The organism is Oceanicola sp. S124 (assembly GCF_000220565.1).
In the GTDB taxonomy this organism is placed as follows: Bacteria; Pseudomonadota; Alphaproteobacteria; order Rhodobacterales; family Rhodobacteraceae; genus Pseudooceanicola.
On the sequence record NZ_AFPM01000187.1, the window covers coordinates 1 to 20,517 of the forward strand.

Sequence of the window (20,517 nt, forward strand, 5' to 3'; positions counted from 1 at the left end):
GGGAGGCCATAGACAAGCTGGTCGACTGGCAGCCGCCCTACCTGGTCTTCAAGGCCCTGTTCGGCGCCTCGCTGGTCTGCAACCCCGGGCCGCGTCTCAGCGACGTGGGGCTGGTCGATCCCTTCGCGCAGCGGGTGCTGACCTCGCCCCTGCTGGACAGGTGAAGGGGCCGGGCCGCACCGCCGCCCGGCCCGCCCGCCTCAGCGCGGGCAGGTCTCCAGCACGCGTTGCAGACCCAGGGTCAGCAACTGGTGCTCGGCGGCGATGACCCGCACCCCGGCGCCGTTGTCGCGGGCGAAGGCCTGTTCCTCGCGACGCCAGGCGGGGATCCACCAGGGTTTTCCCGCCGCCTTCGCCGCCGCCGCCAGCCGGGCGATATCGGCACGATCCGCATCACCGAAGCCATAGCCCGCGCGGCCACGGGTCAGCGCCAGGTCGAAGGGCCCGATGAAGATGCCATCCACCAGCGGGCTGGCCAGCAGCGCCTCGACATCCCCGAAGGCCTCGGCGGTCTCGATCATCGGCAGGCAGAGCACCTCGCGGTTCTGCCGGGCGAAGTAGTCCGCATCCGGCGCCCGGAACCGGGCCGAGCGCCCGGCCGCGTAGCTGCGGGTGCCGAGTGGCGGAAACTTGCAGGTGGCCAGCGCCGCCTCGGCCTGGGCCAGGGTGCCGACGTGGGGCAGGATCACCGCATCGACGCCAAGGTCGACAGCGCGCTGCACCCAGACCGGCTCGGGCGCTTCGATCTTGGCGCAGACCGCGACGCCCAGGGCGCGGGCCGCAACCACCAGCGCCTCGCGCCGGTCGGCGTCAAAGCCGTTGTGTTCGATATCCAGCACCACGCGCCGGAACCCGGCCTGGGCGGCCATCTCCAGCAGGTCGAGGTTCGGGGTGCTCATCCAGAAAGCGAGAGTATCCATGGTCATGCCAATACGTGATGCCGGTTGGAGGGAAGGGTGGCGCGCACCCGGTCGAGATAGTCGAAGTCCAGCTCGGCGAAGGTGACGCCGGTCGTGCCTGAGGCGCGGGCGGTGACGGCACCCCAGGGGTCGATCACCAGCGAGTTGCCGTAGCAGGCGCGTTCGCCCGCCGGTTCGGGGTGCAGCCCGATCTGGCCGGGTGCGATGACCCAGGATTGCGTCTCGATGGCGCGGGTGCGCAGCATGCATTCCCAGTGGTCCTTGCCGGTCTCCATGTTGAAGGCGGCGGGCAGGATGAGCGCATCGCAGCCGGCGCGCATATGGGCCAGGAACAGTTCGGCGAAGCGCAGGTCATAGCAGATCGCCAGGCCGAAACGCCGCCCGGCGTGGTCAAACTGCACCACCTCGGACCCGCGCGAGATCACGTCGGATTCGCGGAAGACATGGCCCTGCGGCGTCTCGACGTCGAAGAGGTGGATCTTGCGGTAGCGGGCGCGCTCTGCGCCGTCGGGACCGAAGACGACGCTGGTGTTGAAGATGCTGTCACCGTCCCTTTCCAGCATCGAGCCTGCGTGGAAGGTCACGCCGTGTTCGCGCGCCAGCCGCTGCAGGGTGCGGTAAGCCTCTCCCTCGGGGAAGGTCTCGGCGGCCTGCCGTTGTGCGTCCCGGCTGCCGCCGAGGCAGGGCGCATATTCCGGCGCCACGACCAACTCGGCACCGCTGCCGGCGATCCGCTCGGAAAAGAGCCGGACGATCTCGGCCAGGTTCGCCGCCTTGTCGGTACGCGAGTTGAGCTGAAGCATCGCGATCTTCATGAGAATCCTCGTCTGTTGCGACCGCCCCGGAAGGCGGCCCGGTTGTGTTTCGAAACCCCGCGTGACAGCCCCTGTCCCGGTCATCGCGCCGCAAGGCGCTGAAATCCGGGGAGAAGTTTTTGTTTGACCTGCGGGCCTCATCCCATATTGTATTATACATTTACAAAAAACAATATCTCGACAACCAGAGACCAACGACAGGGAGTTCTCTCATGATCTCGACACAACGACTGGCCCTTCCGCTGCTGGCCTTGGCCTGTGCCCTCGGCGCCGGTGGCGCGGTGGCGGAAACGCTGAATGTCCAGCTGGCTTCGGATATCCGCAGCTCGCGTCCCGGGGTGAACCGCGACGCGCTGTCGGACAACGTGGCGCTGAGCGTCGGCGAGGGCCTCGTGGCCTTCGGTGAGGGCGGCAACATCCTTCCGATGCTGGCCGAAAGCTGGACCGTCTCGGAAGACGGCACCGTCTACACCTTCACGCTGCGCGAGGGCCGTACCTTCCACAACGGCGCCGAGGTGACGGCCGAGCTGGTCAAGCAAAGCTGGGAAGCCACCATGGCCGCGCCCGAGTTCAACTGCGCCGGCTTCTTCGACGGCACCCGTGGGGCCAGGGTGACGGGCATCGAGGCGCCCGACGCGCGCACCGTGGTCATCACCCTGGACCAGCCCGAGGCGATGTTCCTGAAGAACACCGCCCAGTCGCAGTGCGGCGGCATGGCGATCACCCACCCCGACAGCTTCGCGGCGGACGGCACCTGGGATCATCCCGTGGGCACCGGCCCCTTCACCTTCGGCGAGTGGCGGCGCGGCCAGTCGGTGGTGCTTGAGAAATACGCCGACTACCAGCCGCTGGACGGCGGCATCGACGGCTTTGGCGGCCACAAGGAAGCTCTGGTCGATACCGTGAACCTCGTCGTCACCCCCGACCGCGCCACTGCCATCGCGGCGCTGCGCAGCGGTGACCTGGACGTGGTGCCCTTCCTGTCGACCTCGGAAGCCGCCGAGCTGACCGCCGACCCCGACTTCGAGGTCAAGTCCTCGCCCCATGGCGGCATGATCACCCTGCTGATGCAGACCGCCGACCCGGTGCTCTCGTCGACCGAGATGCGCATGGCGGTGGCCAAGGCGCTCGACATCCCGCAGCTGGTCGAGGTCGCCACCGACGGGCTGGGCACGCCCAATGCCTCGCTGGTGCCCGAGGGCTCGGTCTATCACAGCGCCGTGCATGACGAGGGTATCGCCTATGCCCCCGACGAGGTGCCCGCCCTGCTGGAAGCCGCCGGCTATGACGGCCAAGAGCTGGTGATCCAGACCAACCGCCGCAACCCGATCAACGAGAACGTCGCCGTGCTGTCGCAGGCGATGTTGCAGATGGCGGGCATCAACTCCCGGATCGAGGTGCTGGAATGGGCTACCCAGCTGGATCGCTTCCGCTCGGGCAGCTTCCAGATGTCGGCCTTCAACTACTCGAACCGCGCCGACCCGGTGCTGGCCTACAGCGCCGTCACCGCCAGCAAGGAAGACCGCGGCAGCGCCATCTGGGACGACCCCCGCGCCATCGAGCTGGTGGCCGAGGCGACCAGCACCCCGGACGGCGAGGCGCGCCAGGCGATCTTCGACGAGCTGCACCAGCTCTACCTGCAGCAGATGCCCTTCGTCATGCTGGCCAACAACCTGACCGTCTCGGTCAATGCCAGCTACGTGCAGGACTACAGCACCTGGAACGGCTTCGCCCGCTTCTGGGGCGTGAGCGTCGACCGCTGAGCATCAGATGAACGGAGGCCCCCGGGGGACCTGAATGACCAGATTTGTACTGTCGCGGCTGATTTCCGCGATACCCACTCTCTTCCTCGTTTCGCTGGCGGTCTTCACCCTGATCCGCCTGATTCCGGGGGACCCCGTCAGCCTGATGCTGGGCGACAACATCGACGACACCGCCTACGAGGCGATGAGTCACCAACTTGGACTGGACCGGCCGATCCCGGTCCAGTTCCTGCTCTGGCTTCAGGGCGTGTTCCAGGGCGACCTGGGGCGGTCGATCACCACCGGCCAGCCGGTGCTGCCGCTGGTGCTGCAACGCTTCGCGATCACCGCGCAGCTGGTGCTGGTGGCGGTCGGGCTGGCGACGCTGCTGGCGGTGCCTCTGGGCATGCTGGCGGCCTGGCGGCAGAACTCGGCCTTCGACCTGGGCGTCGTGGTCGGCGCCACGGCGCTGATGTCGATCCCGACCTTCTGGATGGGCCTGATGTTGCTGCTGTTCTTCGGCCTGCAACTCGGCTGGTTGCCGGTGCTTGGCTATGTCTCGCCCTTCGAGGACTTCGGGGCGGGGGCGCTCTACCTCATCATGCCCGTCGCCGCGCTGGTGCTGCATGAATGCGGCATCCTGGTCCGCATGGCGCGGGCCTCGACGCTGGACGTGCTGCGGCTGGACTACGTCACCCACGCCCGCGCCAAGGGCCTGACCGAGGGCCAGGTGCTGCGCCGCCACGTCTTCCGCAATGCCTTCGGGCCCACATGGACCCTGCTGGGCCTGATCCTGGGCAACCTGCTAGGCGGTGTCGCAGTAGTCGAGACGGTCTTCACCATCCCCGGTCTCGGCCGCCTGATCGTCGAGTCGATCTATGGCCGCGACTACCCGGTGCTGCAGGGCTGCCTGCTGTTCGTTGCCGTCACCTACGTGGTCGTCAACCTGATCGTCGACCTCTGCTATCCGCTCTTTGACCCGAGGGTGAAAACCACATGAACCTGGGCCGCACCAACAAGTATCTCGGCGGTCTGCTGATCGCCTTCTTCCTGCTCTCGGCCCTGCTGGGCTGGCTCTGGACCCCCTATGACCCGCTGGCGCTGGACCTGCGCGCCCGCCTCGCCCCGCCGGGCGCCGGGCACTGGCTGGGCACCGACGAATACGGCCGGGACGTGATGTCTCGGCTGATGGCGGCGGCGCGGACCTCGGTCACCATCTCGGCCCTGACGGTCGGTTTCGCGGTGACCTTCGGCATCGTACTCGGATCGGTCGCGGGCTATGCGCGGGGCTGGGTGGACCGGCTGGTGATGCTGTTCACCGACACGCTGCTGGCCTTCCCCTCGATCCTGCTGGCGCTGGCGCTGCTGTCGATCCTGGGCGCCAACATCTGGGGCGTGATCCTGGCCCTGGGCCTGGCCTACATGCCCACGGTCACCCGCGTCGTGCGCGGCGCCGTGATGTCGCTGCGTGAGCAGGAGTTCATCGAGGCCTCGCGCCTGATGGGCCATCCCGTCGGCTACACCCTGCGCGCCCATGTCATCCCCAACTGCCTGGCGCCGGTGATCGTCATCGCCACCTCGATGTTCGGCTCTGTCCTGCTGACGGAAAGCGCGCTGTCCTTCCTCGGCCTCGGCGTGCCGCCACCAGCCCCCACCTGGGGCAACATGCTGGCCGGCGCGCGCCCCTACATGGCGCAGGCCCACTGGCTGGGGATCTTCCCGGGCCTCTGCATCGCGCTGACACTGCTGGGGATCAACCTCTTCGGCGACTACGTCCGCGACCGTTTCGATCCGCGCATGAAGGGACTTTGAAGATGAGCGAAGAAAGCGAACTGCTGCGCGTCGAGGGGCTTGAGCTGGGCCTTGCCGGCCGCCCCGAAGCGGGCATCGTCAAGGGCGCCAGCTTCCTGATCCGTCCCGGCGAGATGGTCGGACTGGTGGGCGAGTCGGGCTCTGGCAAGACCATGCTGGGGCGCGCCATCATCGGCCTGCAGCCCGGCGCCATCGAGCGCCGTGGCGGCGCCATCCTCTACCGCGACCGCGAGCTGTCGCAGCTCTCTGCGCGCGAGATGCGCCGCCTGCGTGGCCAAGAGATCTCGATCGTCTTCCAGGAGCCGATGACCTCTCTCAACCCCTCGATGACCATCGGCGACCAGCTGGACGAGCCGCTGCGCAGCCATTCCGACATGGCCGCCCCCGAGCGTCGCGCGCGGATCCTCGAGATGATGACCCGTGTCGGCATCCCCGCGCCCGAGAACCGGCTGAAGGACTACCCGCACGAGTTCTCGGGCGGGATGCGCCAGCGGATCATGCTGGCCTCGGCCATGCTGCTGCGCCCCAAGCTGCTGATCGCGGACGAGCCGACGACGGCGCTGGATGCACTGGTGCAGCGCGAGGTGCTGGAGCTGATGGTCGAGATGACCCGCGAGAACGGCACGGCGCTGATCCTGATCAGCCACGACCTGCCCATGGTCGCGCGCTACTGCGAACGCGTCATGGTCATGCGCCAGGGCGAGCTGGTCGAACAGGGCCCGACCGCCGACATCCTCACCGCCCCGGCGCATGAGTACACCCGCAAGTTGCTGGCCGCGATGCCGGAACGCGGCCCCCTGCGCAGCTTCGACGACCAGGAGGTGCCGCTGCTCGAGGTCCGCGACCTCTGCGTCGACTATGTCTCGCGCGGCGGGCTGCTGTCGCGGTCCCGGCGCAAGCGGGCGCTCGACGGGGTCAGCCTGTCGGTGCGGCGCGGGGAGGTGGTGGCCGTGGTCGGCGCCTCGGGCTCCGGCAAGACGACCCTGGGCCGGGCCATCGCCCACCTGATCGCCCCGAGCGGCGGAGAGATCCTGTTCCGCGGCACCCCCGTCACCCCGCGCGGCAAGGGCTGGATGGATTTCCGCCTGAACTGCCAGATGATCTTCCAGGATCCCTATGGCTCGCTCGATCCGCGCTTCACCATCCGCCGGGCGCTGTCCGAGGCGCTCTATCACCGGCAGGACATCGCCCCCGCCGAGAAGGACGCCCGCATCCGCCGCGCCATAACCGAGGTCGGGCTGGAGGAAATCCACCTCGACCGGTTGCCGCACGAGATGTCCGGCGGCCAGCGCCAGCGCGTCGCCATCGCCCGGGCGATCATCTCGGAACCCGATTTCGTCATCGCGGACGAGGCGGTCTCGGCGCTGGATGTCACCGTGCGGGCGCAGGTGCTGGACCTGCTGGCCGACCTGCAGCAGCGGCACGGGTTCTCGTGCCTGTTCATCAGCCATGACCTTGGCGTGGTGGAACAGCTGGCCGACCGCGTCATCGTCATGCGCGACGGCGGCATCGTCGAGGAAGGCCCGCGCAACCGCATCTTCGACGCCCCGGAAAGCGACTACACCCGCGCCCTGCTCTCGGCCATTCCGACCCTTAAGCGCACCGTCACCGGGGTCGAGCTGAGCTGGCGCTTCGACGCCCCGGAGGCGGGCGCATGAGCGGCCCCGACGGTCTGACCCGTGCCCGCCCCGAAGACCACGGCACCGATCCCGCCGTGCTGGTCGACCTGCTCGACCAGATCGCCGAGAGCGGCCTTGAGGTACACAGCCTGCTGATCTGGCGCGAGGGCGCCCTGATCCAGGAGGCCTACTGGCACCCCTACGGCCCCGAGCGGCTGCACATGATGCATTCGGTGACGAAGAGCTTCACCTCGATGGCGGTCGGGCTGGCCTTCGACGACGGGTTGCTGGATCTCGACACCCCGGTGATCGACTTCTTCCCCGAGCATCGCGCCATCGCGCCGGCGGGCATCGGGGCGATGCGCCTGCGCCACCTGCTGACGATGACCAGCGGCCACGGTCGCGGCATCTCGGGCGGGGCCTGGCGCAAGCTGACGACCAGCTGGGTGGCGGATTTCCTGCGCCAGCCGCTGGACCATGAGCCGGGCGCCGTCTTCGTCTACGACAGCGCCTGCAGCTACATGCTTTCGGCCATCGTGCAGCGGGTGACGGGGCAGACCTGCCACGACTACCTGCGCCCCCGGGTGCTCGAGCCCATGGGCATGTCGCCGGACCTCCGCTGGGATCGCAGCCCCGAGGGCATCTGCAGCGGCGGCAACGGGCTGTGGTGCCGCAGCGCGGACCTGCTGCGCCTTGGCATCCTGCACCTGGAAGAGGGCCGCTGGCAGGGGCAGCAGCTTCTGTCGGCCGACTGGGTGCGCGCGGCGCGCGGGATGCAGCTGCGCGACATCTCCCTTGGTGTACTGACCGGCGAGGTCTACCTGGGCCCCGACGAAAGCCACGAGGGCGCCGCCGCCGAGCGCCGCGAGGGCTATGGCTACCAGTGGTGGCGCGGCCCCAACGACAGCTTCTCGGCCAATGGGTTGTTCGGACAGAACTGCTACGTCTTCGAGAACGAGCGCGCGGTGATCGCCGTCACCGCCGGGATGGAGGACGAGGACCGCCGCCTGACCGACCTGATCCACAACCACCTGCGCCCGGCCCTTGGCCAATGGCGCGGCGCCGACCTGCCCGCCCGCCTTGCCGCGCTGAAGCTGAAGCCCGCGCCGCCCGAAAGCTGGGACGCCGCGCCCGTGGGCTGGCAGGGCAGCTACGCCGTGGCCGCGAATGACCAGGGTGTCGAACGGATCACCCTGCGGCGCGAGGGCAATTTGCTGCACTTCGGCCTGAGCGACGGGCGCGGCACCCATGCGGTGCTGGCCGGGATGGGCGTGCGGCACGAGGGCGTGACCTCGATGACCGGCGCACGGCTGCACCACGCCTACGAGGCCGGGCCCGAGGGCTTCCGCGTCTCGGCCTGGGCCCATTGGTCCGCCCCCGACGCCGAGGGCTGGTCCTGCCTGACCCTCGACTGGGCCTTCGTCGAGATGGCCTTCCGCGACACCCTGCGGATCTTCCTGCGCGACGGCGCGCTGCGGCTGGAACGCTCGGTCAATGTCAACTCGTCGATCCGCAGCCTGCCGGTGCTGACCGGTGAACGCGCGCGCGAGGTCGCCTCATGAGGCCCCACAGGCTGGAAGAGCTGACCCAGTCCGACTTCGCCGCGCTGCTGGCCGAGGATCCGGTGATCCTGCTGCCGCTCGGCTCGCAGGAGGGGCAGGGGCCGCATTGCCCGATGGGCGACTTCCGCCTGTCGGCGAAGATCGCCGACCTGGTGGCGCAGCGGACCGGGGCGCTGGCGGCGCCGGTGCTGCCCTTCGGGCACGCGGATTTCTTCCGTGACTACCCCGGCGGCCTCCAGCTGCGCCCCGAGACCTTTACCGCGGTGCTCACCGACATGCTGAACGGGCTGGTCGAACACGGGCTGACCCGGCTGCTGATCCTCAACGGCCATACCACCAATGCGCCACTGATCTCGCAGGTGACCCGGCAGATCCGTCGACAGAGCGGCGTGGCCTTGGCCTCGGTCGATCTCTGGCCCTCGGTCCCCGCGCCCCTGATGCGCCGCCTCTTCGGCGAGGCCCCGGTGCGCGGCCATGGCGCCGAGCCGGTGACCTCTGTCATGATGCACCTACTGCCGGGCGAGGTGCGCGCCCTGCCCGACAGCCCGCGCGCCCGACCCGGACGCCTGCTGGACCTGCCCCTGCGTGGCGTCTCGGGCGCCGATTTCGAAGGGCTGCGGGTAAACCTGCCGGTGACGGCTGCCGAGATCGCACCCGATGGTCGCCTTGGCGGCGATGCCTCCCGCGCCAGCGCCGGGGCGGGCGCGGCGATCACCGCCGACCTTGTGGCGCGCCTCGCCGCTCTGGTCACCCACCTGCAAAGCGCGCAGACAGCAGAAGCCGCCCCGACCCCGCCCGAGGAGACCCCGAGATGAGCCGTTACCGCATCGCGCCCATGCCCGCTGCAGCCGACCCGGCGCTGCTGGCCGAGATGGAGAAGATCGAGACCGCGACCCTTGGCCATGTGCGCCTGACCGGCATGGTCGACCGCCGCGTCGCCGCGCTGGATCCGGCGCAGACGGCCCGCGCCGGGGTGGCGGTGACGCTGGCCCTGCCCGCCATGTGCTCGACCCTGATGCACCATGCCGTCAGCCAGCTGCGCCCCGGCGACATGCTGGTCGTCGACCGGCTGGGCGATGACCGGTTCGCCTGCCTCGGCGGCGCTGTTGCACGGGCGGCCCGCATGGCCGGCGCGGCGGGCATCGTGCTGGACGGCCCCGTCACAGATGCCGCCGAGATCCTCGCCGAGGGGCTGCCGGTCTGGTGTCGCGGCGTGACCTCCCTCACCACCCGGCGGCTGGAGCTGGGCGGGACCTTCAACCGGCCCGTCTCCTGCGGCGGGGTGCCGGTGCTGCCCGGCGACATCGTGCTGGGCGATGCCTCGGGCGTGGTGGTGATCCCCGCCGAGGAGGCCGCCGAGGAAGCCGCCGCCGGACAGGCCCGCGAGATCCGCGTGGCCCGCACCATGAGCCGCCTCGCCGATGGCGAGAAGCTGGGCGACATCACCGGGGTCAATGCCCGGATCGCCTCGCTGCAAGACCCCGAGAAGGACCAATGACCATGACCCGACCCGCCCTCGTGCCGCTGCCGCAACCGCTGCCCGGCGTGCTGGATGTCACCGCGCCGCGCGCGCCCGCGATCCCGCTGGTGCTGGACAGCCCGCACAGCGGCACCGACCTGCCGGACGACTTCCACCCCGCCGTCGATGCCGCCACCGTGCGCGTCTCGGCCGACACCCATGTCGATGACATCTTCGCAGCCGCCCCCGACGAGGGCGCGCCGCTGCTGCGCGCGCTCTTCCCGCGCAGTTTCCTCGACCCCAACCGCTCGCTGTCTGACATGGATGCGCAGATGGTGGCCGGCGACTGGCCGCATCCGGTGCGCGACAGCAACACCGCCCGGCGCGGCATGGGGCTGATCTGGCGCAAGGCCTGGGGCGATCAGCCCATGTACGCCGCCCCCCTTTCGGTCGAGGAGGCCGAGGCGCGGATCCGGCGCTACTGGATCCCCTACCACGCCGCGCTGCGTCAATTGCTGGATGGCGCCTTCGCCCAGCACCGCTGCGTCTGGCACCTCAACTGCCACTCGATGACCGATGCCGGCCATGCCATGTCCTCGGACGGGCCGGGCACCAGCCGCGCCGATATCTGCATCGGCGACATGCATGGCGCCTCGGCGGGCCCCGGGTTCACTGCCCTGCTGCGCGAGGCGATCGGCGCCGAGGGTTTCTCGGTCGCCATGAACAAGCCCTTCAAGGGCGCCGAGCTGACCGAGGCCTATGCCAACCCCGCCATCAACCGCCACAGCGTGCAGCTGGAGATCAACCGGCGGCTCTACATGGACGAGGGCACCCGCGAGCGCAGCGCCGACTACCCGGCCTTCAAGGCAGCGATGACGCGGGTCGTGGCGAAGGTCGCCGACCATGTCCGCAGCGAAAGCGGCAGGGCCGGCTGATGGCAAAGCTGAACTTCTACCGCCTGCCGGCAAGCGCCATGTTCGCCGCCCGCACCGATCCGCGCTTCCACTATTGCAGCTACATGCCCGAAGGCTACGACCCGGCGGGGGACCGGCGCTATCCTCTGGCGGTGCTGATCCACCACAGCCTGCGCGACGCCCAGGCGCTGCGCGACCAGTTCATCGACTTCGCCGAGGCGCATCAATGCGCCCTGCTGGCGCCGCTGTTTCCCTGCGGCATCAACGGGCCGGACGACTTCAACAACTACAAGCTTCTGCGGCACGGGGGCATTGCCTACGACGAGATCCTGCTGGGCATGATCGACGAGCTGGCCGAGGTCTTCCGCCTGCACAGCGACCGGGTGCTGATGCATGGCTTCTCGGGCGGCGGGCAATTCGCGCACCGCTTCATGCTGCGCCACCCCGAGCGGCTGCGTGCCGTCTCGATTGCCGCGCCCGGCACCGTGACCCTGCCCGGCGATCCCCGCCCCTGGTGGCCCGGCACCGGCGACATGGAGACCGCCCTCGGCGCGCCCTTCCGCTCCGAGCCGCTGCGCGCGCTGCCGATCCAGCTGCTGATCGGCGCCGAGGACACCAGCCCCGAGGGGGTGACGATCCGCGAGGGCTCTGACTTCTGGACGGCAGGGGCCAATGAGGCCGGGGCGACCCGTGTCGAGAGGCTGGACGCGCTGGAGACCGCCCTGCGCGGCATCGGCGCCAGCCCCGAACGGCAGGACGTGCCGGGCGTCGCGCATCTGGGCACCGGGCTGCAACCGGCGGTGAAGGACTTCTTCGCCCGGGTGCTGGCGGGCTAGTCCAGCTTGCCCGGGGCCTCGGGGTTGCGGCTAAGATGGCGATAGAGGATCGTCGCCGCGCCCTCTCGGTCGCCCGCCTCGATGGCATCGAGGATCGCCAGGTGATCGCGCGCCGCCTTGCGGATGCGCGCGGTGCTCAGCTCGGTGAACTCGGCGACCTCGGTCATCCGGCGCAGCCCGTTCTGCCGCTCTATGGCCTCGCTGAGAAAGCGGTTGCCCGCCCAGGACACCAGCGTGGCGTGGAAATTCGCGTTGGCCTCGAACCATTCGCCGCCCTTGATCCGGTCGACCGGCGTGTCGCTGAGGCGGCTCTGCTGGGCGCGCAGCTCGGCCAGCTGGACGGGATCGGCGGCGAAGCCCGGATCGCGCAGCGCGCCGCATTCGATGATGATCCGGAAGCCGTAGCTGGCGTTGATCGCCTGCGGATTGTCCAGCGTCTCGGCGAAGCGCCAGCCGTGGCCGGTGCGGCGCTCGGCCAGCCCCGCATTGGCGAAGCGCATCAGCACCCGGCGGATCATGCCACGGGTGCAGGCGAACTGCTCGGCAAGCTCTGCCTCGGAGACCTCGCCGCGCACCTCGCCGCGCCCGCGCGCCACCATCAGCTTCTCGTAGAGCACATCGGTTTCCGACCGCGGCAGCAGCTCTTCCAGGCGCGGGCCTTCCTCGGGCAGGCCCTCGAAAAGAAAGCCGACATTCGGCACCTTGGTGAAGATCCCCCGCGCCTCGAGCACCTCGAGCACCCGGCGCACCGGGGTCCGCGAGGTGCCCAGCGTCGCGGCCAGCGGCACCTCCGACACGTGATCGCCCTTGTGCCAGTGTCCCTCCTGCGCCAGCGACAGCACCTTGTGGGCGATCTCGGCCTGAAGGTTGCTCAGGCCCGCCTCGGCGATCTCGGTTCTGCTCATGCGGCGCCTATCCTGCTGACGGTTCCCCGGGGCCGCGCCCCTGGGGCAGGCGGCCGGTCCGGCCTGTATAGGCGATCCACCCGGCGTTGAGAATGTTCCTTTGCCGCCGAAGCGCCTGTGCGCGCCAGTGCGCGCCTGTGCTGCCGCCTTGACCGCGATCCGTATTTCGTTATATCGGAATATTAGATATAACGAAACAAACAGCGGCCCGACACCGCCAGAGGTGACCCAGATGAGAGATGAGACCCCCGAGCGCGGCCGGAAACGCCGTGGCGGCGAAGAACGGGAGGGCGACAACGGCGCCAGGCCCGACAGGGGTCCCGGGGGGCGCAGGCCCGGTGGACGGAAGGGCAGACGCCCGTTCGACTACGGGGACCTGCGGCTGATGGTGCTGGCGCTGATCGCCGAAGCCCCGCGCCACGGTTACGAGCTGATCAAGCTGATCGAACAGAAGTTCGGCGGCCATTACGCCCCCAGCCCCGGCGCGATCTACCCCACGCTGACCTGGCTCGAGGACATGGGGCTGGCGACGCTGGAGCAGCAGGACGGACGCCGCAAGCTGGCGCAGATCACCGAGGCCGGGCGCGAGTTCCTGCAGGCAAACGCCGGCAATATCGAGGATATCTGGACCCGCAAGCGCCGCGACTACCGCCGCGATGCGCCGCGCCCGATCCTGGCCGCCATGGACGGGCTGAAAGAGGCGATCCGCAGCCAGCTGGCCCAGCATGACGACCGTGCCGACCTTGCGGCGATATCCGCCCGGATCGAGGCAGCCGCCCGCCAGGTCGCCGCGCTGCCGCCGCTGTCCCGCCCCGATGCCGGCCCCGAAGCGGCTCCTGAATCGCCGCCACAGGAGGCCGCCCCGATCATCACCCGCCACCGCTTCGAAACCCGCCGCCGCCTGCTGACCGTGCAGGAGGCCTACCGCCTGACCCCGCACATGATCCGCATCGTGCTGGGCGGCGAGGAGCTGGCGGATTTCATCAGCCTCGGCGCCGACGACCACGTGAAGCTGTTCTTTCCCGGCACCGGCGAAGCGCCCGAGATGCGCGACTACACCCCGCGCGCCTATGATACAGAGGCCCGCACCCTGACGCTGGACTTCGCCGTCCACCAGGCCGGACCCGCCACGGACTGGGCGATTGCCGCCAGGCCCGGCGACAGCCTGCAGATCGGCGGCCCGCGCGGCTCGGCCGTGGTGGCGCCGGTCTTCGACTGGTGGCTGCTGATCGGTGACGAGACCGCCCTGCCCGCCATCGGCCGCCGTGCCGAGGAACTGGGCGCGGGCACCCGCGTGATCACCCTGGCAGCCGTGCCCGGCCCCGAGGACGAACAGCACTTCCAGACGCAGGCCGCGCTGGAAAGCCACTGGGTTCACCGCCCCGAGGCCCTGGCCACCGATCCCGCACCGCTGCTGCGTCCGCTGCGCGATCTGCCCCTGCCCGAGGGGCGCGGTTTCGCCTGGATCGCCGCCGAAGCCGGGGTCGCGCGGGCGCTGCGCGATCACCTGCTCGAGCGCGGCCACCCGCGCGAGGAGATGAAGGCCGCAGGCTACTGGATCAGTGGCGACGCGGCCGCCAGCGACAAGTCCCTGGACTGATGTCTTCTGGACCCGGTGGCAGGCCTTATCGGGTCGCCCTCTGGGCCACATGCTAGCCAGTCAGGGAACTGGAAGGGGCGCCGCCGCGATGGCTGCGGCGCTCCGATGCCCCCCCCCTGCGGCCTTCGGGAGGATACCAGGAACAAGCCGATGACCTTCGAAGTGGGCCCGGCCGCGACCGGCAAGAAGGGTTCGCTGGACGAACCACATAGGCCCCTCCAGCGCGCAGTTCCATGTCGCCAACGCCAATGGCTCGGACGAGCAGCTGCTGCCGACCGGCAGCGATTTCGACTATCGCGCCAGCTTCTCGCCGGATGGCGAATGGATCACCTTCGCCAGCGAGCGCAATGGCGACGGCAATGCCAATGTCTTCCGATGCTGCCCGGATGGCAGCAACCTGCAACGGGTCGTCGCCTCCGCCGCCGGCGAGGACGCGTTGATCCTGTCGCCCGACGGGACCATGGGGCCTATGTCTCGACTGCCGAGGGCGGCAAGGCGAGCCGCTGAGCGATCGAACTGGCCACCGGCGCGCGGCGCGCCCTGACCGCTGTGCCCGGGGTGGCGGGCTATCCCGACAGCCCCGACGGCTGTTTCCGGCCCGCCTGGTCGCCGGACGGGCAATGGCTGGTCCTCTCCTCGAATGGCAACACGGCCTGACACGGCCAGCACAAGGGCTGCGGCTGGGAACATACGCAGGTGACCGGGATCTGCGCCATCCGCCCCGATGGCACCGGCTTCCGCCAGATCGTCAGGAAGGAGGGCCATGCCCTCGGCACGCCGAAGTTCTCACCCGTCGGCAGGCGCCTCGTCTTCCATGAGACGGAGCGCGGCGTGACCTTGAGAAAGAGGCTGGCAAAGCGCGCCAGCTTCCGCAGCGGCGCGGCATTGGCACAGGGCGCGCCGTCGGTCAGATCGGGACGGCCCAGGTGGTCGAGGCGGATGTTCACCTTGGGATAGCTGGCCTGAATCTCTTCCACCACCGGCAGGCAGATCCTCGTGGCCTGGTTGCAGACCGGCATGTCGATCTCGGCCATGTGTTCCCAGACCGGGAAGGTCTCGGGGCGATCATCCACTCGCCGCTGGACTGCAGGGTCGGGCCCGCGCCGGAGAGGCGCTGCCGCGCCATGCCGCGCTGCCCCCAGGCGCCGATCACGGCCACCGCAGCAGGGGCGCCGACATCGACGGTGCAGATGCCGACGATCTTTGCGGGGAAGGCCGCCGCGCTGTCGGCGACGCAGTGGTTGGCATAGCCGCAGGTGGGCGCCGACAGCACCATCGCGGCCTCCGAGACCCCGGCATCGCGCATTCCCGCGATGTACCGCTCGATCGGCAAGGGGCGTTCCGCCCACCCGTCAGAGCGGATGCCGCCAAGCGGGCTATGGGAAACCGCCGGTGTCCGGCGCGATCATGTGCGGGGGGATGTCGATGATCTTCACGCTCATGTCCCGGGCCCTCTCTGGCGGGTCGTCTGCTGGGGGGCGACAGGCGCCCGTCGCCACAGGTTTGTCCTGTTTGCGCGGACGCTCAGGCGTCGATGCCGCTTTGCAGGAACAGGGCCGGACGCAAATCTGATGGCCCTAGCGGAACAAGTGATCGCGCGTCCGGCAAGGCTCAGCCCTTCTGCGCCGCGGCGCGGATCTGGCTGAGGGTCATGGCCGGGGTCATCGCCTCGGGGTCGATCATGATCTCCAGCACCGCAGGGCCCTCATGGGCATCGGCGCGGGCCCAGGCGGCGGCGAAATCCCCGGTCTTTTCGACCCGCTCGCCATAGGCGCCATAGGCCTTGGCCAGGGCGGTGAAGTCGGGATTGCCGGCGCTGAGGTCTGTGCCCGAAACGCGGCCGGGGTAGTTCTTTTCCTGGTGCATCCGGATCGTCGCCAGCATCCCGTTGTTGAGGATCAGCACCCGGATCTTCAGGCCATGCGCCTTCGCCGTCGCCAGCTCGGTGCAGGTCATCTGGAAGTCGCCGTCCCCGGCAATGCAGACCACCGTCGCCTCAGGCCGGGCGAAGGCCGCCGCCAGAGCCGCCGGCACGCCGTAGCCCATCGAGCCGCAGACCGGCGCCACCTGGGTGCCGAACCGGCGGTAGCGGTGGAAGCGGTGCAGCCAGACGGCGAAGTTGCCCGCGCCGTTGGTAAAGATCGTGTCCTCGGGCAGGTTGGCGTCGATCCAGGCCATGATCTCGCACATCTGGATGTCACCGGGGCTGACCTTCGGCGCGGTCCAGGCTTCGTAATCGGCGCGGGCATCGGCGCGGAAGGCAGCAGGGCAGCCGGGCAGCGGCCCGGCAGCGGCCAGCGCCCTGACGAAGGCCACAGGGCTGCTGACCACGCCCAGCTCGGGCTGGTAGACATGGCCGATCTCGTCGGCGCCGGGGTAGACATGAATCAGGCGCTGCTTCGGCTGCGGGCTGTCCATGATCGTGTAGCCGGCGGTGCCGATCTCTCCCAGCCGGGCGCCGATGACCAGCAGCACGTCGGCCTGCTGCACCCGCGCCACCAGCTTCGGATTGGCCCCAAGGCCAACCTCGCCGATGTAGTTGGGGCTTGCGTTGTCCATCAGGTGCTGGCGCCGGAACGAGGCGGTGACGGCCAGGTCGCTGGCCTCGGCAAAGGCCCGGAACCTGGCCACCGCCTCTTCGCTCCAGCCCGAGCCGCCAAGCAGCACCACCGGGCGCTCGGCCCCGGCCAGCGCGGCGCGCACGGTCTCGATCACCTCGGGGGAGGGGCCGTTTTCGGGGGCGACGGCGGGGCGGCCGTCGGCCACCACGACTTCGTCGTGCAGCATGTCCTCGGGCAGCGGGATCACCACCGGCCCGGGCCGCCCCGACAACGCAAGCTGGAAGGCGCGGGTCACGTATTCAGAAGTCCGCGCCGCGTCGTCCAGTTGCAGCACCGCCTTGGCCTGGGTGCCGAACATGTGGCGATAATCGACCTCCTGGAAGGCTTCGCGGGTCAGCACGTCGCGCGGATTCTGCCCGATGAACATGATCATCGGCGTGCTGTCCTGGCTGGCCACATGCAGCCCGGACGAGGCATTCGTGGCCCCCGGCCCGCGCGAGCAGAACAGGATCCCCGGCCGCCCGGTCAACTTGCCCCAGGCTTCGGCCATCATCGCCGCCCCGCCCTCGTGCCGGCAGGTCACCAGCTCGATCTGGGGCGTGTCGGAGAGCGCGTCCAGCACGGCAAGGAAGCTTTCCCCAGGCACGCAGAAGACACGGTCGACCCCCTGGATGACCAGCTGGTCGACCAGGATACGGGCGGCGGAACGGGAAATGGTCATCAGGCGGCCTCCATGGCTTTCAGACGGGCGTCGAGACGCGGGCAGATGCGACGGGCATTGCCCTCGAAGATCGCCTCGCGGTCCGCGTCGCTGATATCGAGCGCTTTCACGAAGCGCGGAGTGTCATCGTAGTAGGTCCCGGTTTCCGGGTCGATCCCGCGCACCGCCCGATCATGTCCGAACTGAAGATGATGGTCTCGGCGGGGACGGTCTCGGCCAGCAGGTCCATGCCGGGCTGGTAGTGGACGCAGGTGTCGAACAGGATGTCGTCCCTGGTCAGCTCATCCGCCGAGGCCAGGCCACGGTAGTAGGGCACCGAGCCATCGCCATGAGGGATGATTAACCGCCGGTCCGGGACGCGGCTGAACAGGTCGCCCATCCGCAGCAGTATGAAGGCCACGGTATTGCCTAGGCTCCGGCGCCATGGACCGAGGGCGTCGCCGAGCCCGGGACATGGATCATCGCCGGCACCTGCAGCTCGCACATTTTCTCGGAGCGGGGGAACCACTGCTCATCGGTCAGCAGCGGTTCGGTCCAGACGCCGCCCGTCGGATCGGGGGTCAGCTTGACGCCGACAAAGCCATGTCGACGCAGCGCTCCATCTCGGCGATGCAGCCCGAGGGCGCCCCCCCCCGATTGCGGCAGCTGGCCGACCGGCGCGACCTCATCGGGACAAGGCGTGCAGACCCGGGCAATCCGGTCGTTGCAGGTCGCCGACCAGTGCTGTGACAGCGCCTCTTTGCCGTGGGCGCGGCCCACCAGGCCGTCAGCAGCGGCATCGGCGGGCTTGCCACGCTGACCGGATCCGCGGCGGTCGCGGCCATCGCCTCGGGGATCACGGTGGGCGGGATCAGCCGCCCCGGCCTGTTGCGCGCGGCCCCGGCCTGGTGGGCGCCCGGAGGGCTCAGCAGCCTGGCACTGACCCAGGCAGGCAGCGCCTGGGTGGCGATGCTGGCGGCCGTCACCCAGGGCGCGGCCATCACCCGTGGACTGGTCTGCACCCAGACCTTCATCCAGCTGATCCCCCCGACGCCCTTCGCGGGCGGGCGCTTGGCGTCTTCGGACTGGTGGCGCGGGGCAGCCCGGCGATCGGCGCGATCGGGCTGGGCCTCTCGGCCCTGCTGTCCAGCCTGGTGCTGCTTGCCGTCCTCGCGGCCCTGCTGCCCCGGCTGTTCGGCGCCGCGCGGGCGCTGGAGCAGGTCTCCGCAGCGCCCCATCCCTGAGGTCTGCCCAGCGCCGCCCGTGGTCCGCCGTCGACGCAGCCGCCCAGAAGAAGCGGAACCTCCAAGCCATGCGGATGCAGGTGCCGCCCTGGGTCGATGCCGGCGTCGCGGCCGGAAACGCGGCCGGAAACGCGGCCAGCTCCGCCGGAACCAGTGTTGCCACAACCTCCTTGCGGGGGTCGCCCTGTCAGCCGCGTCGGTGCCCTGGGCCCCGTTTCCAAGGTCTTGATCATGCCCATGAGCGTGGGAATGCCCGCGTTCGTGGGCTCGATCATGTTCTGGCCCGAGCGCATGGGCGTGCCCGTAGTCAGGCCCCTCACCCTCGCCATGATGGCGCGAGGCCTGCAGGTGCAGGCGCAACAGGTCGAGACCGAAGTGACTGCCGTTCGGTGTCCGCACCGTGGTGCCGATGTGGAAGCGCTCGGGGCGCGGATTGTCCGGCACCACGCCCCGGTTGTGGGAAAGTTCGGTCATCGTGTCCGGACTCTGGATGCGGGAATGGACGACCGAGCGCTTCTCGATCCCGTCGGCCCGGCAGACGCCCCTTGTCTTCCTCGTCCTGGAAGGCCGTGGCACCGCGAACTGGCCCTCGTCGCAGGCATTCGGCTCGCATCCCCATGAAGACCGGCGTCATCAACATCCGCCCGCCAGGGACGAAGAAGATGATGCACAGGCGGTGCCCCGAGAACTGCCAGCCCCAGGGCTCGGCCAACGAGGGGCGGCCGAAGAAATGCACCCGATAGCAGAACTCTCCCAGCAGCGTCGGGGCGCCGGCCAGCTCGCCCAGGCAGCCATTGAGCCGCATCAGGTCACGCGCCCGCTCGTAGCCCGCCGGGCTGAGGTTGGCCCGCAGCAGAGCCCGCGCCGCGTCGCGCACCATCACCGGCACCTCTTCGAGACGGAAGCCATGGCGACCGAAGCCGGGAATGCCGGTCTGCCAGCCGTGCTTTTGATCGAGTCGATGGGCAGCAGGGTGGCCGCCCACGGCTCGGGGCTGAGCAGGGCCAGAAGCTGGCTGACCCGCTCAAGAATCTGTCCCGTCGGCGCCTTCGCCGCGCAGGGTCTAGAGCCCCGGAGTGACCGCGCCATCGGCGATGATCCCGCGAGAGGGCGCGGCTGCGATGACCTCCACCTTCTCGACACGCCGTGCCCAGCGATGGTCGGACATCCCGTCCAGAAACCCCTGCGGCGTCTGGCCGAGCAGCCGGTGGGCGCCCATGGGGGCGGCATAGTGATCGAACTCCGACGTCGCCATGTCCTGTGTCTCCTCCGATCGTCGCGACCGGTCGGCGGGCCTGCCGCCGGATGCCGGGCGACCATCACGGAGCAGTCCCGCAAGGGCGTCATCGGACCTTGGCAGGCGCCAATGGGAATTCACTGAGCTGTCCGCGCCGATGGCCATGCACCGCTCGCCACGCATCGCAGCGACACCTAAAGGAGGCAGGCCGGCGCCCGCTGTAGGGGCGCCGCAGGCGACGCCTTCGTCAGCGCCGCGGCCGAGGCGCTGCAGGGGGTTGGCCCCCAGATGATGCTCACCCAGGGTATCGCGGAAGCGTATAGAAAGGGTAAGCAGCGCTTCGATGGCCGCAATGCGGTGGCGCCGCTGGTGCAGAGCGACAGCCCGGGCCGTGAGGCCAGCCCCAATTTCTACGAGACCGACGCCGCCGCCTACCTGCAGGACCAGGCCCTGGGCGAGGAGGTCGGCCCGCTCGGCCTGGTCGTCCGCGTCGCGGATCTCGAAGAAATGCTGTGCCTTGCCAGCGGCTTGGAGGGTCAGCTGACGACGACCCTGCACATGGACGAGGGCGACGCCGAGGCCGCCCGGCGG

At 69.6% G+C, this 20,517-nt stretch carries 20 protein-coding genes and 1 pseudogene; 12 read left to right on the forward strand and 9 right to left on the reverse strand.

The genetic code is table 11. The features are described from left to right. Positions 1 to 200: 200 nt before the first annotated feature. Together OS124_RS0113315 and OS124_RS0113320 are read right to left on the reverse strand one after the other, a co-directional pair. Positions 201 to 920 (reverse strand): HpcH/HpaI aldolase family protein, encoded by a 720-nt coding sequence (locus OS124_RS0113315; protein WP_029375420.1) that lies wholly within the window; start codon positions 918 to 920, stop codon positions 201 to 203. A 2-nt stretch (positions 921 to 922) separates the two neighbouring features. After that, on the reverse strand, positions 923 to 1,735 hold the full coding sequence (locus tag OS124_RS0113320; protein WP_010140194.1) for a carbon-nitrogen hydrolase family protein: 813 nt from the start codon (positions 1,733 to 1,735) through the stop codon (positions 923 to 925). A 212-nt stretch (positions 1,736 to 1,947) separates the two neighbouring features. Here OS124_RS0113320 and OS124_RS0113325 point away from each other — a divergent pair, with 212 nt between their 5' ends. From OS124_RS0113325 to OS124_RS0113365, 9 genes are read left to right on the forward strand one after another with little or no spacing between them, the layout of a single operon-like run. Further along, positions 1,948 to 3,498 carry an ABC transporter substrate-binding protein gene (locus OS124_RS0113325; protein WP_010140195.1) on the forward strand — a complete coding sequence of 517 codons (1,551 nt, stop codon included), beginning with the start codon at positions 1,948 to 1,950 and terminating at the stop codon, positions 3,496 to 3,498. 34 nt (positions 3,499 to 3,532) lie between these two features. Beyond that, positions 3,533 to 4,477: an ABC transporter permease gene (locus tag OS124_RS0113330; protein WP_010140196.1), complete on the forward strand. Its 945-nt coding sequence runs from the start codon at positions 3,533 to 3,535 to the stop codon at positions 4,475 to 4,477. After that, a complete protein-coding gene (locus OS124_RS0113335) occupies positions 4,474 to 5,289 on the forward strand; it encodes an ABC transporter permease (protein WP_010140197.1) in 816 nt (271 codons plus the stop codon). Before OS124_RS0113330 ends, OS124_RS0113335 begins: the two co-directional genes overlap by 4 nt. Before the next feature lie 2 nt (positions 5,290 to 5,291). Next, positions 5,292 to 6,947, forward strand: coding sequence for a dipeptide ABC transporter ATP-binding protein (locus OS124_RS0113340; protein ID WP_010140198.1), 1,656 nt, complete (start codon positions 5,292 to 5,294; stop codon positions 6,945 to 6,947). Continuing rightward, on the forward strand, positions 6,944 to 8,470 hold the full coding sequence (locus OS124_RS0113345) for a serine hydrolase domain-containing protein (RefSeq protein ID WP_010140199.1): 1,527 nt from the start codon (positions 6,944 to 6,946) through the stop codon (positions 8,468 to 8,470). Before OS124_RS0113340 ends, OS124_RS0113345 begins: the two co-directional genes overlap by 4 nt. Then, positions 8,467 to 9,285, forward strand: a complete 819-nt coding sequence (locus OS124_RS24640; protein ID WP_010140200.1) for a creatininase family protein — start codon at positions 8,467 to 8,469, stop codon at positions 9,283 to 9,285. The genes OS124_RS0113345 and OS124_RS24640 overlap by 4 nt, the downstream gene beginning before the upstream one ends. After that, on the forward strand, positions 9,282 to 9,968 hold the full coding sequence (locus OS124_RS0113355) for an RraA family protein (protein WP_010140201.1): 687 nt from the start codon (positions 9,282 to 9,284) through the stop codon (positions 9,966 to 9,968). Before OS124_RS24640 ends, OS124_RS0113355 begins: the two co-directional genes overlap by 4 nt. Positions 9,969 to 9,970: 2 nt before the next feature. After that, positions 9,971 to 10,864 (forward strand): N-formylglutamate amidohydrolase, encoded by an 894-nt coding sequence (locus OS124_RS0113360; RefSeq protein ID WP_050900880.1) that lies wholly within the window; start codon positions 9,971 to 9,973, stop codon positions 10,862 to 10,864. Then, positions 10,864 to 11,679: a hydrolase gene (locus OS124_RS0113365; protein WP_010140204.1), complete on the forward strand. Its 816-nt coding sequence runs from the start codon at positions 10,864 to 10,866 to the stop codon at positions 11,677 to 11,679. Before OS124_RS0113360 ends, OS124_RS0113365 begins: the two co-directional genes overlap by 1 nt. Here the strand turns inward: OS124_RS0113365 and OS124_RS0113370 are convergent. Further along, positions 11,676 to 12,584, reverse strand: a complete 909-nt coding sequence (locus OS124_RS0113370; RefSeq protein WP_010140205.1) for a GntR family transcriptional regulator — start codon at positions 12,582 to 12,584, stop codon at positions 11,676 to 11,678. The two genes, OS124_RS0113365 and OS124_RS0113370, sit on opposite strands and share 4 nt — an antisense overlap. Before the next feature lie 232 nt (positions 12,585 to 12,816). On the opposite strand from OS124_RS0113370, the gene OS124_RS26605 reads away from it, so the two are divergent. Then, positions 12,817 to 14,184: an SIP domain-containing protein gene (locus tag OS124_RS26605; RefSeq protein ID WP_010140206.1), complete on the forward strand. Its 1,368-nt coding sequence runs from the start codon at positions 12,817 to 12,819 to the stop codon at positions 14,182 to 14,184. A gap of 566 nt (positions 14,185 to 14,750) precedes the next feature. Here the strand turns inward: OS124_RS26605 and OS124_RS28285 are convergent. From OS124_RS28285 to OS124_RS28290, 4 genes are all read right to left on the reverse strand, one after another. After that, complete coding sequence (locus tag OS124_RS28285) at positions 14,751 to 15,533, reverse strand: amidohydrolase family protein (RefSeq protein ID WP_337459426.1); 783 nt, start codon at positions 15,531 to 15,533, stop codon at positions 14,751 to 14,753. A 262-nt stretch (positions 15,534 to 15,795) separates the two neighbouring features. Continuing rightward, a complete protein-coding gene (locus OS124_RS0113395) occupies positions 15,796 to 17,466 on the reverse strand; it encodes a thiamine pyrophosphate-binding protein (RefSeq protein ID WP_010140208.1) in 1,671 nt (556 codons plus the stop codon). Between the two features lie 106 nt (positions 17,467 to 17,572). Continuing rightward, complete coding sequence (locus tag OS124_RS26115) at positions 17,573 to 17,866, reverse strand: putative 4-oxalomesaconate hydratase (protein WP_010140210.1); 294 nt, start codon at positions 17,864 to 17,866, stop codon at positions 17,573 to 17,575. 8 nt (positions 17,867 to 17,874) lie between these two features. Continuing rightward, positions 17,875 to 18,225: an amidohydrolase family protein gene (locus OS124_RS28290; RefSeq protein ID WP_010140211.1), complete on the reverse strand. Its 351-nt coding sequence runs from the start codon at positions 18,223 to 18,225 to the stop codon at positions 17,875 to 17,877. Positions 18,226 to 18,533: 308 nt separating this feature from the next. Here OS124_RS28290 and OS124_RS28040 point away from each other — a divergent pair, with 308 nt between their 5' ends. Continuing rightward, a complete protein-coding gene (locus OS124_RS28040) occupies positions 18,534 to 18,689 on the forward strand; it encodes a hypothetical protein (protein WP_237708116.1) in 156 nt (51 codons plus the stop codon). Between the two features lie 316 nt (positions 18,690 to 19,005). Here the strand turns inward: OS124_RS28040 and OS124_RS26615 are convergent, their stop codons facing one another. Further along, on the reverse strand, positions 19,006 to 19,674 hold the full coding sequence (locus tag OS124_RS26615) for a DUF3500 domain-containing protein (RefSeq protein WP_138919532.1): 669 nt from the start codon (positions 19,672 to 19,674) through the stop codon (positions 19,006 to 19,008). A gap of 78 nt (positions 19,675 to 19,752) precedes the next feature. Then, on the reverse strand, positions 19,753 to 19,944 hold the full coding sequence (locus tag OS124_RS0113425) for a hypothetical protein (RefSeq protein ID WP_010140214.1): 192 nt from the start codon (positions 19,942 to 19,944) through the stop codon (positions 19,753 to 19,755). Positions 19,945 to 20,151: 207 nt separating this feature from the next. On the opposite strand from OS124_RS0113425, the pseudogene OS124_RS0113430 reads away from it, so the two are divergent. Next, a pseudogene (locus OS124_RS0113430) lies at positions 20,152 to 20,517 on the forward strand (aldehyde dehydrogenase (NADP(+))); the annotation flags it as partial.

Excerpts from the sequence above, each read along its gene's own strand:
- OS124_RS0113345 (WP_010140199.1), top strand. The coding sequence starts at position 6,944 with ATGAGCGGCCCCGACGGTCTGACCCGTGCCCGCCCCGAAGACCACGGC.
- OS124_RS0113425 (WP_010140214.1), bottom strand. The coding sequence starts at position 19,944 with ATGGCGACGTCGGAGTTCGATCACTATGCCGCCCCCATGGGCGCCCAC.
- OS124_RS0113365 (WP_010140204.1), top strand. The coding sequence starts at position 10,864 with ATGGCAAAGCTGAACTTCTACCGCCTGCCGGCAAGCGCCATGTTCGCC.
- OS124_RS0113330 (WP_010140196.1), top strand. The coding sequence starts at position 3,533 with ATGACCAGATTTGTACTGTCGCGGCTGATTTCCGCGATACCCACTCTC.
- OS124_RS0113355 (WP_010140201.1), top strand. The coding sequence starts at position 9,282 with ATGAGCCGTTACCGCATCGCGCCCATGCCCGCTGCAGCCGACCCGGCG.
- OS124_RS0113335 (WP_010140197.1), top strand. The coding sequence starts at position 4,474 with ATGAACCTGGGCCGCACCAACAAGTATCTCGGCGGTCTGCTGATCGCC.
- OS124_RS0113395 (WP_010140208.1), bottom strand. The coding sequence starts at position 17,466 with ATGACCATTTCCCGTTCCGCCGCCCGTATCCTGGTCGACCAGCTGGTC.
- OS124_RS24640 (WP_010140200.1), top strand. The coding sequence starts at position 8,467 with ATGAGGCCCCACAGGCTGGAAGAGCTGACCCAGTCCGACTTCGCCGCG.
- OS124_RS0113315 (WP_029375420.1), bottom strand. The coding sequence starts at position 920 with ATGGATACTCTCGCTTTCTGGATGAGCACCCCGAACCTCGACCTGCTG.
- OS124_RS0113370 (WP_010140205.1), bottom strand. The coding sequence starts at position 12,584 with ATGAGCAGAACCGAGATCGCCGAGGCGGGCCTGAGCAACCTTCAGGCC.
- OS124_RS26605 (WP_010140206.1), top strand. The coding sequence starts at position 12,817 with ATGAGAGATGAGACCCCCGAGCGCGGCCGGAAACGCCGTGGCGGCGAA.
- OS124_RS0113320 (WP_010140194.1), bottom strand. The coding sequence starts at position 1,735 with ATGAAGATCGCGATGCTTCAGCTCAACTCGCGTACCGACAAGGCGGCG.
- OS124_RS0113340 (WP_010140198.1), top strand. The coding sequence starts at position 5,292 with ATGAGCGAAGAAAGCGAACTGCTGCGCGTCGAGGGGCTTGAGCTGGGC.
- OS124_RS0113325 (WP_010140195.1), top strand. The coding sequence starts at position 1,948 with ATGATCTCGACACAACGACTGGCCCTTCCGCTGCTGGCCTTGGCCTGT.
- OS124_RS0113360 (WP_050900880.1), top strand. The coding sequence starts at position 9,971 with ATGACCCGACCCGCCCTCGTGCCGCTGCCGCAACCGCTGCCCGGCGTG.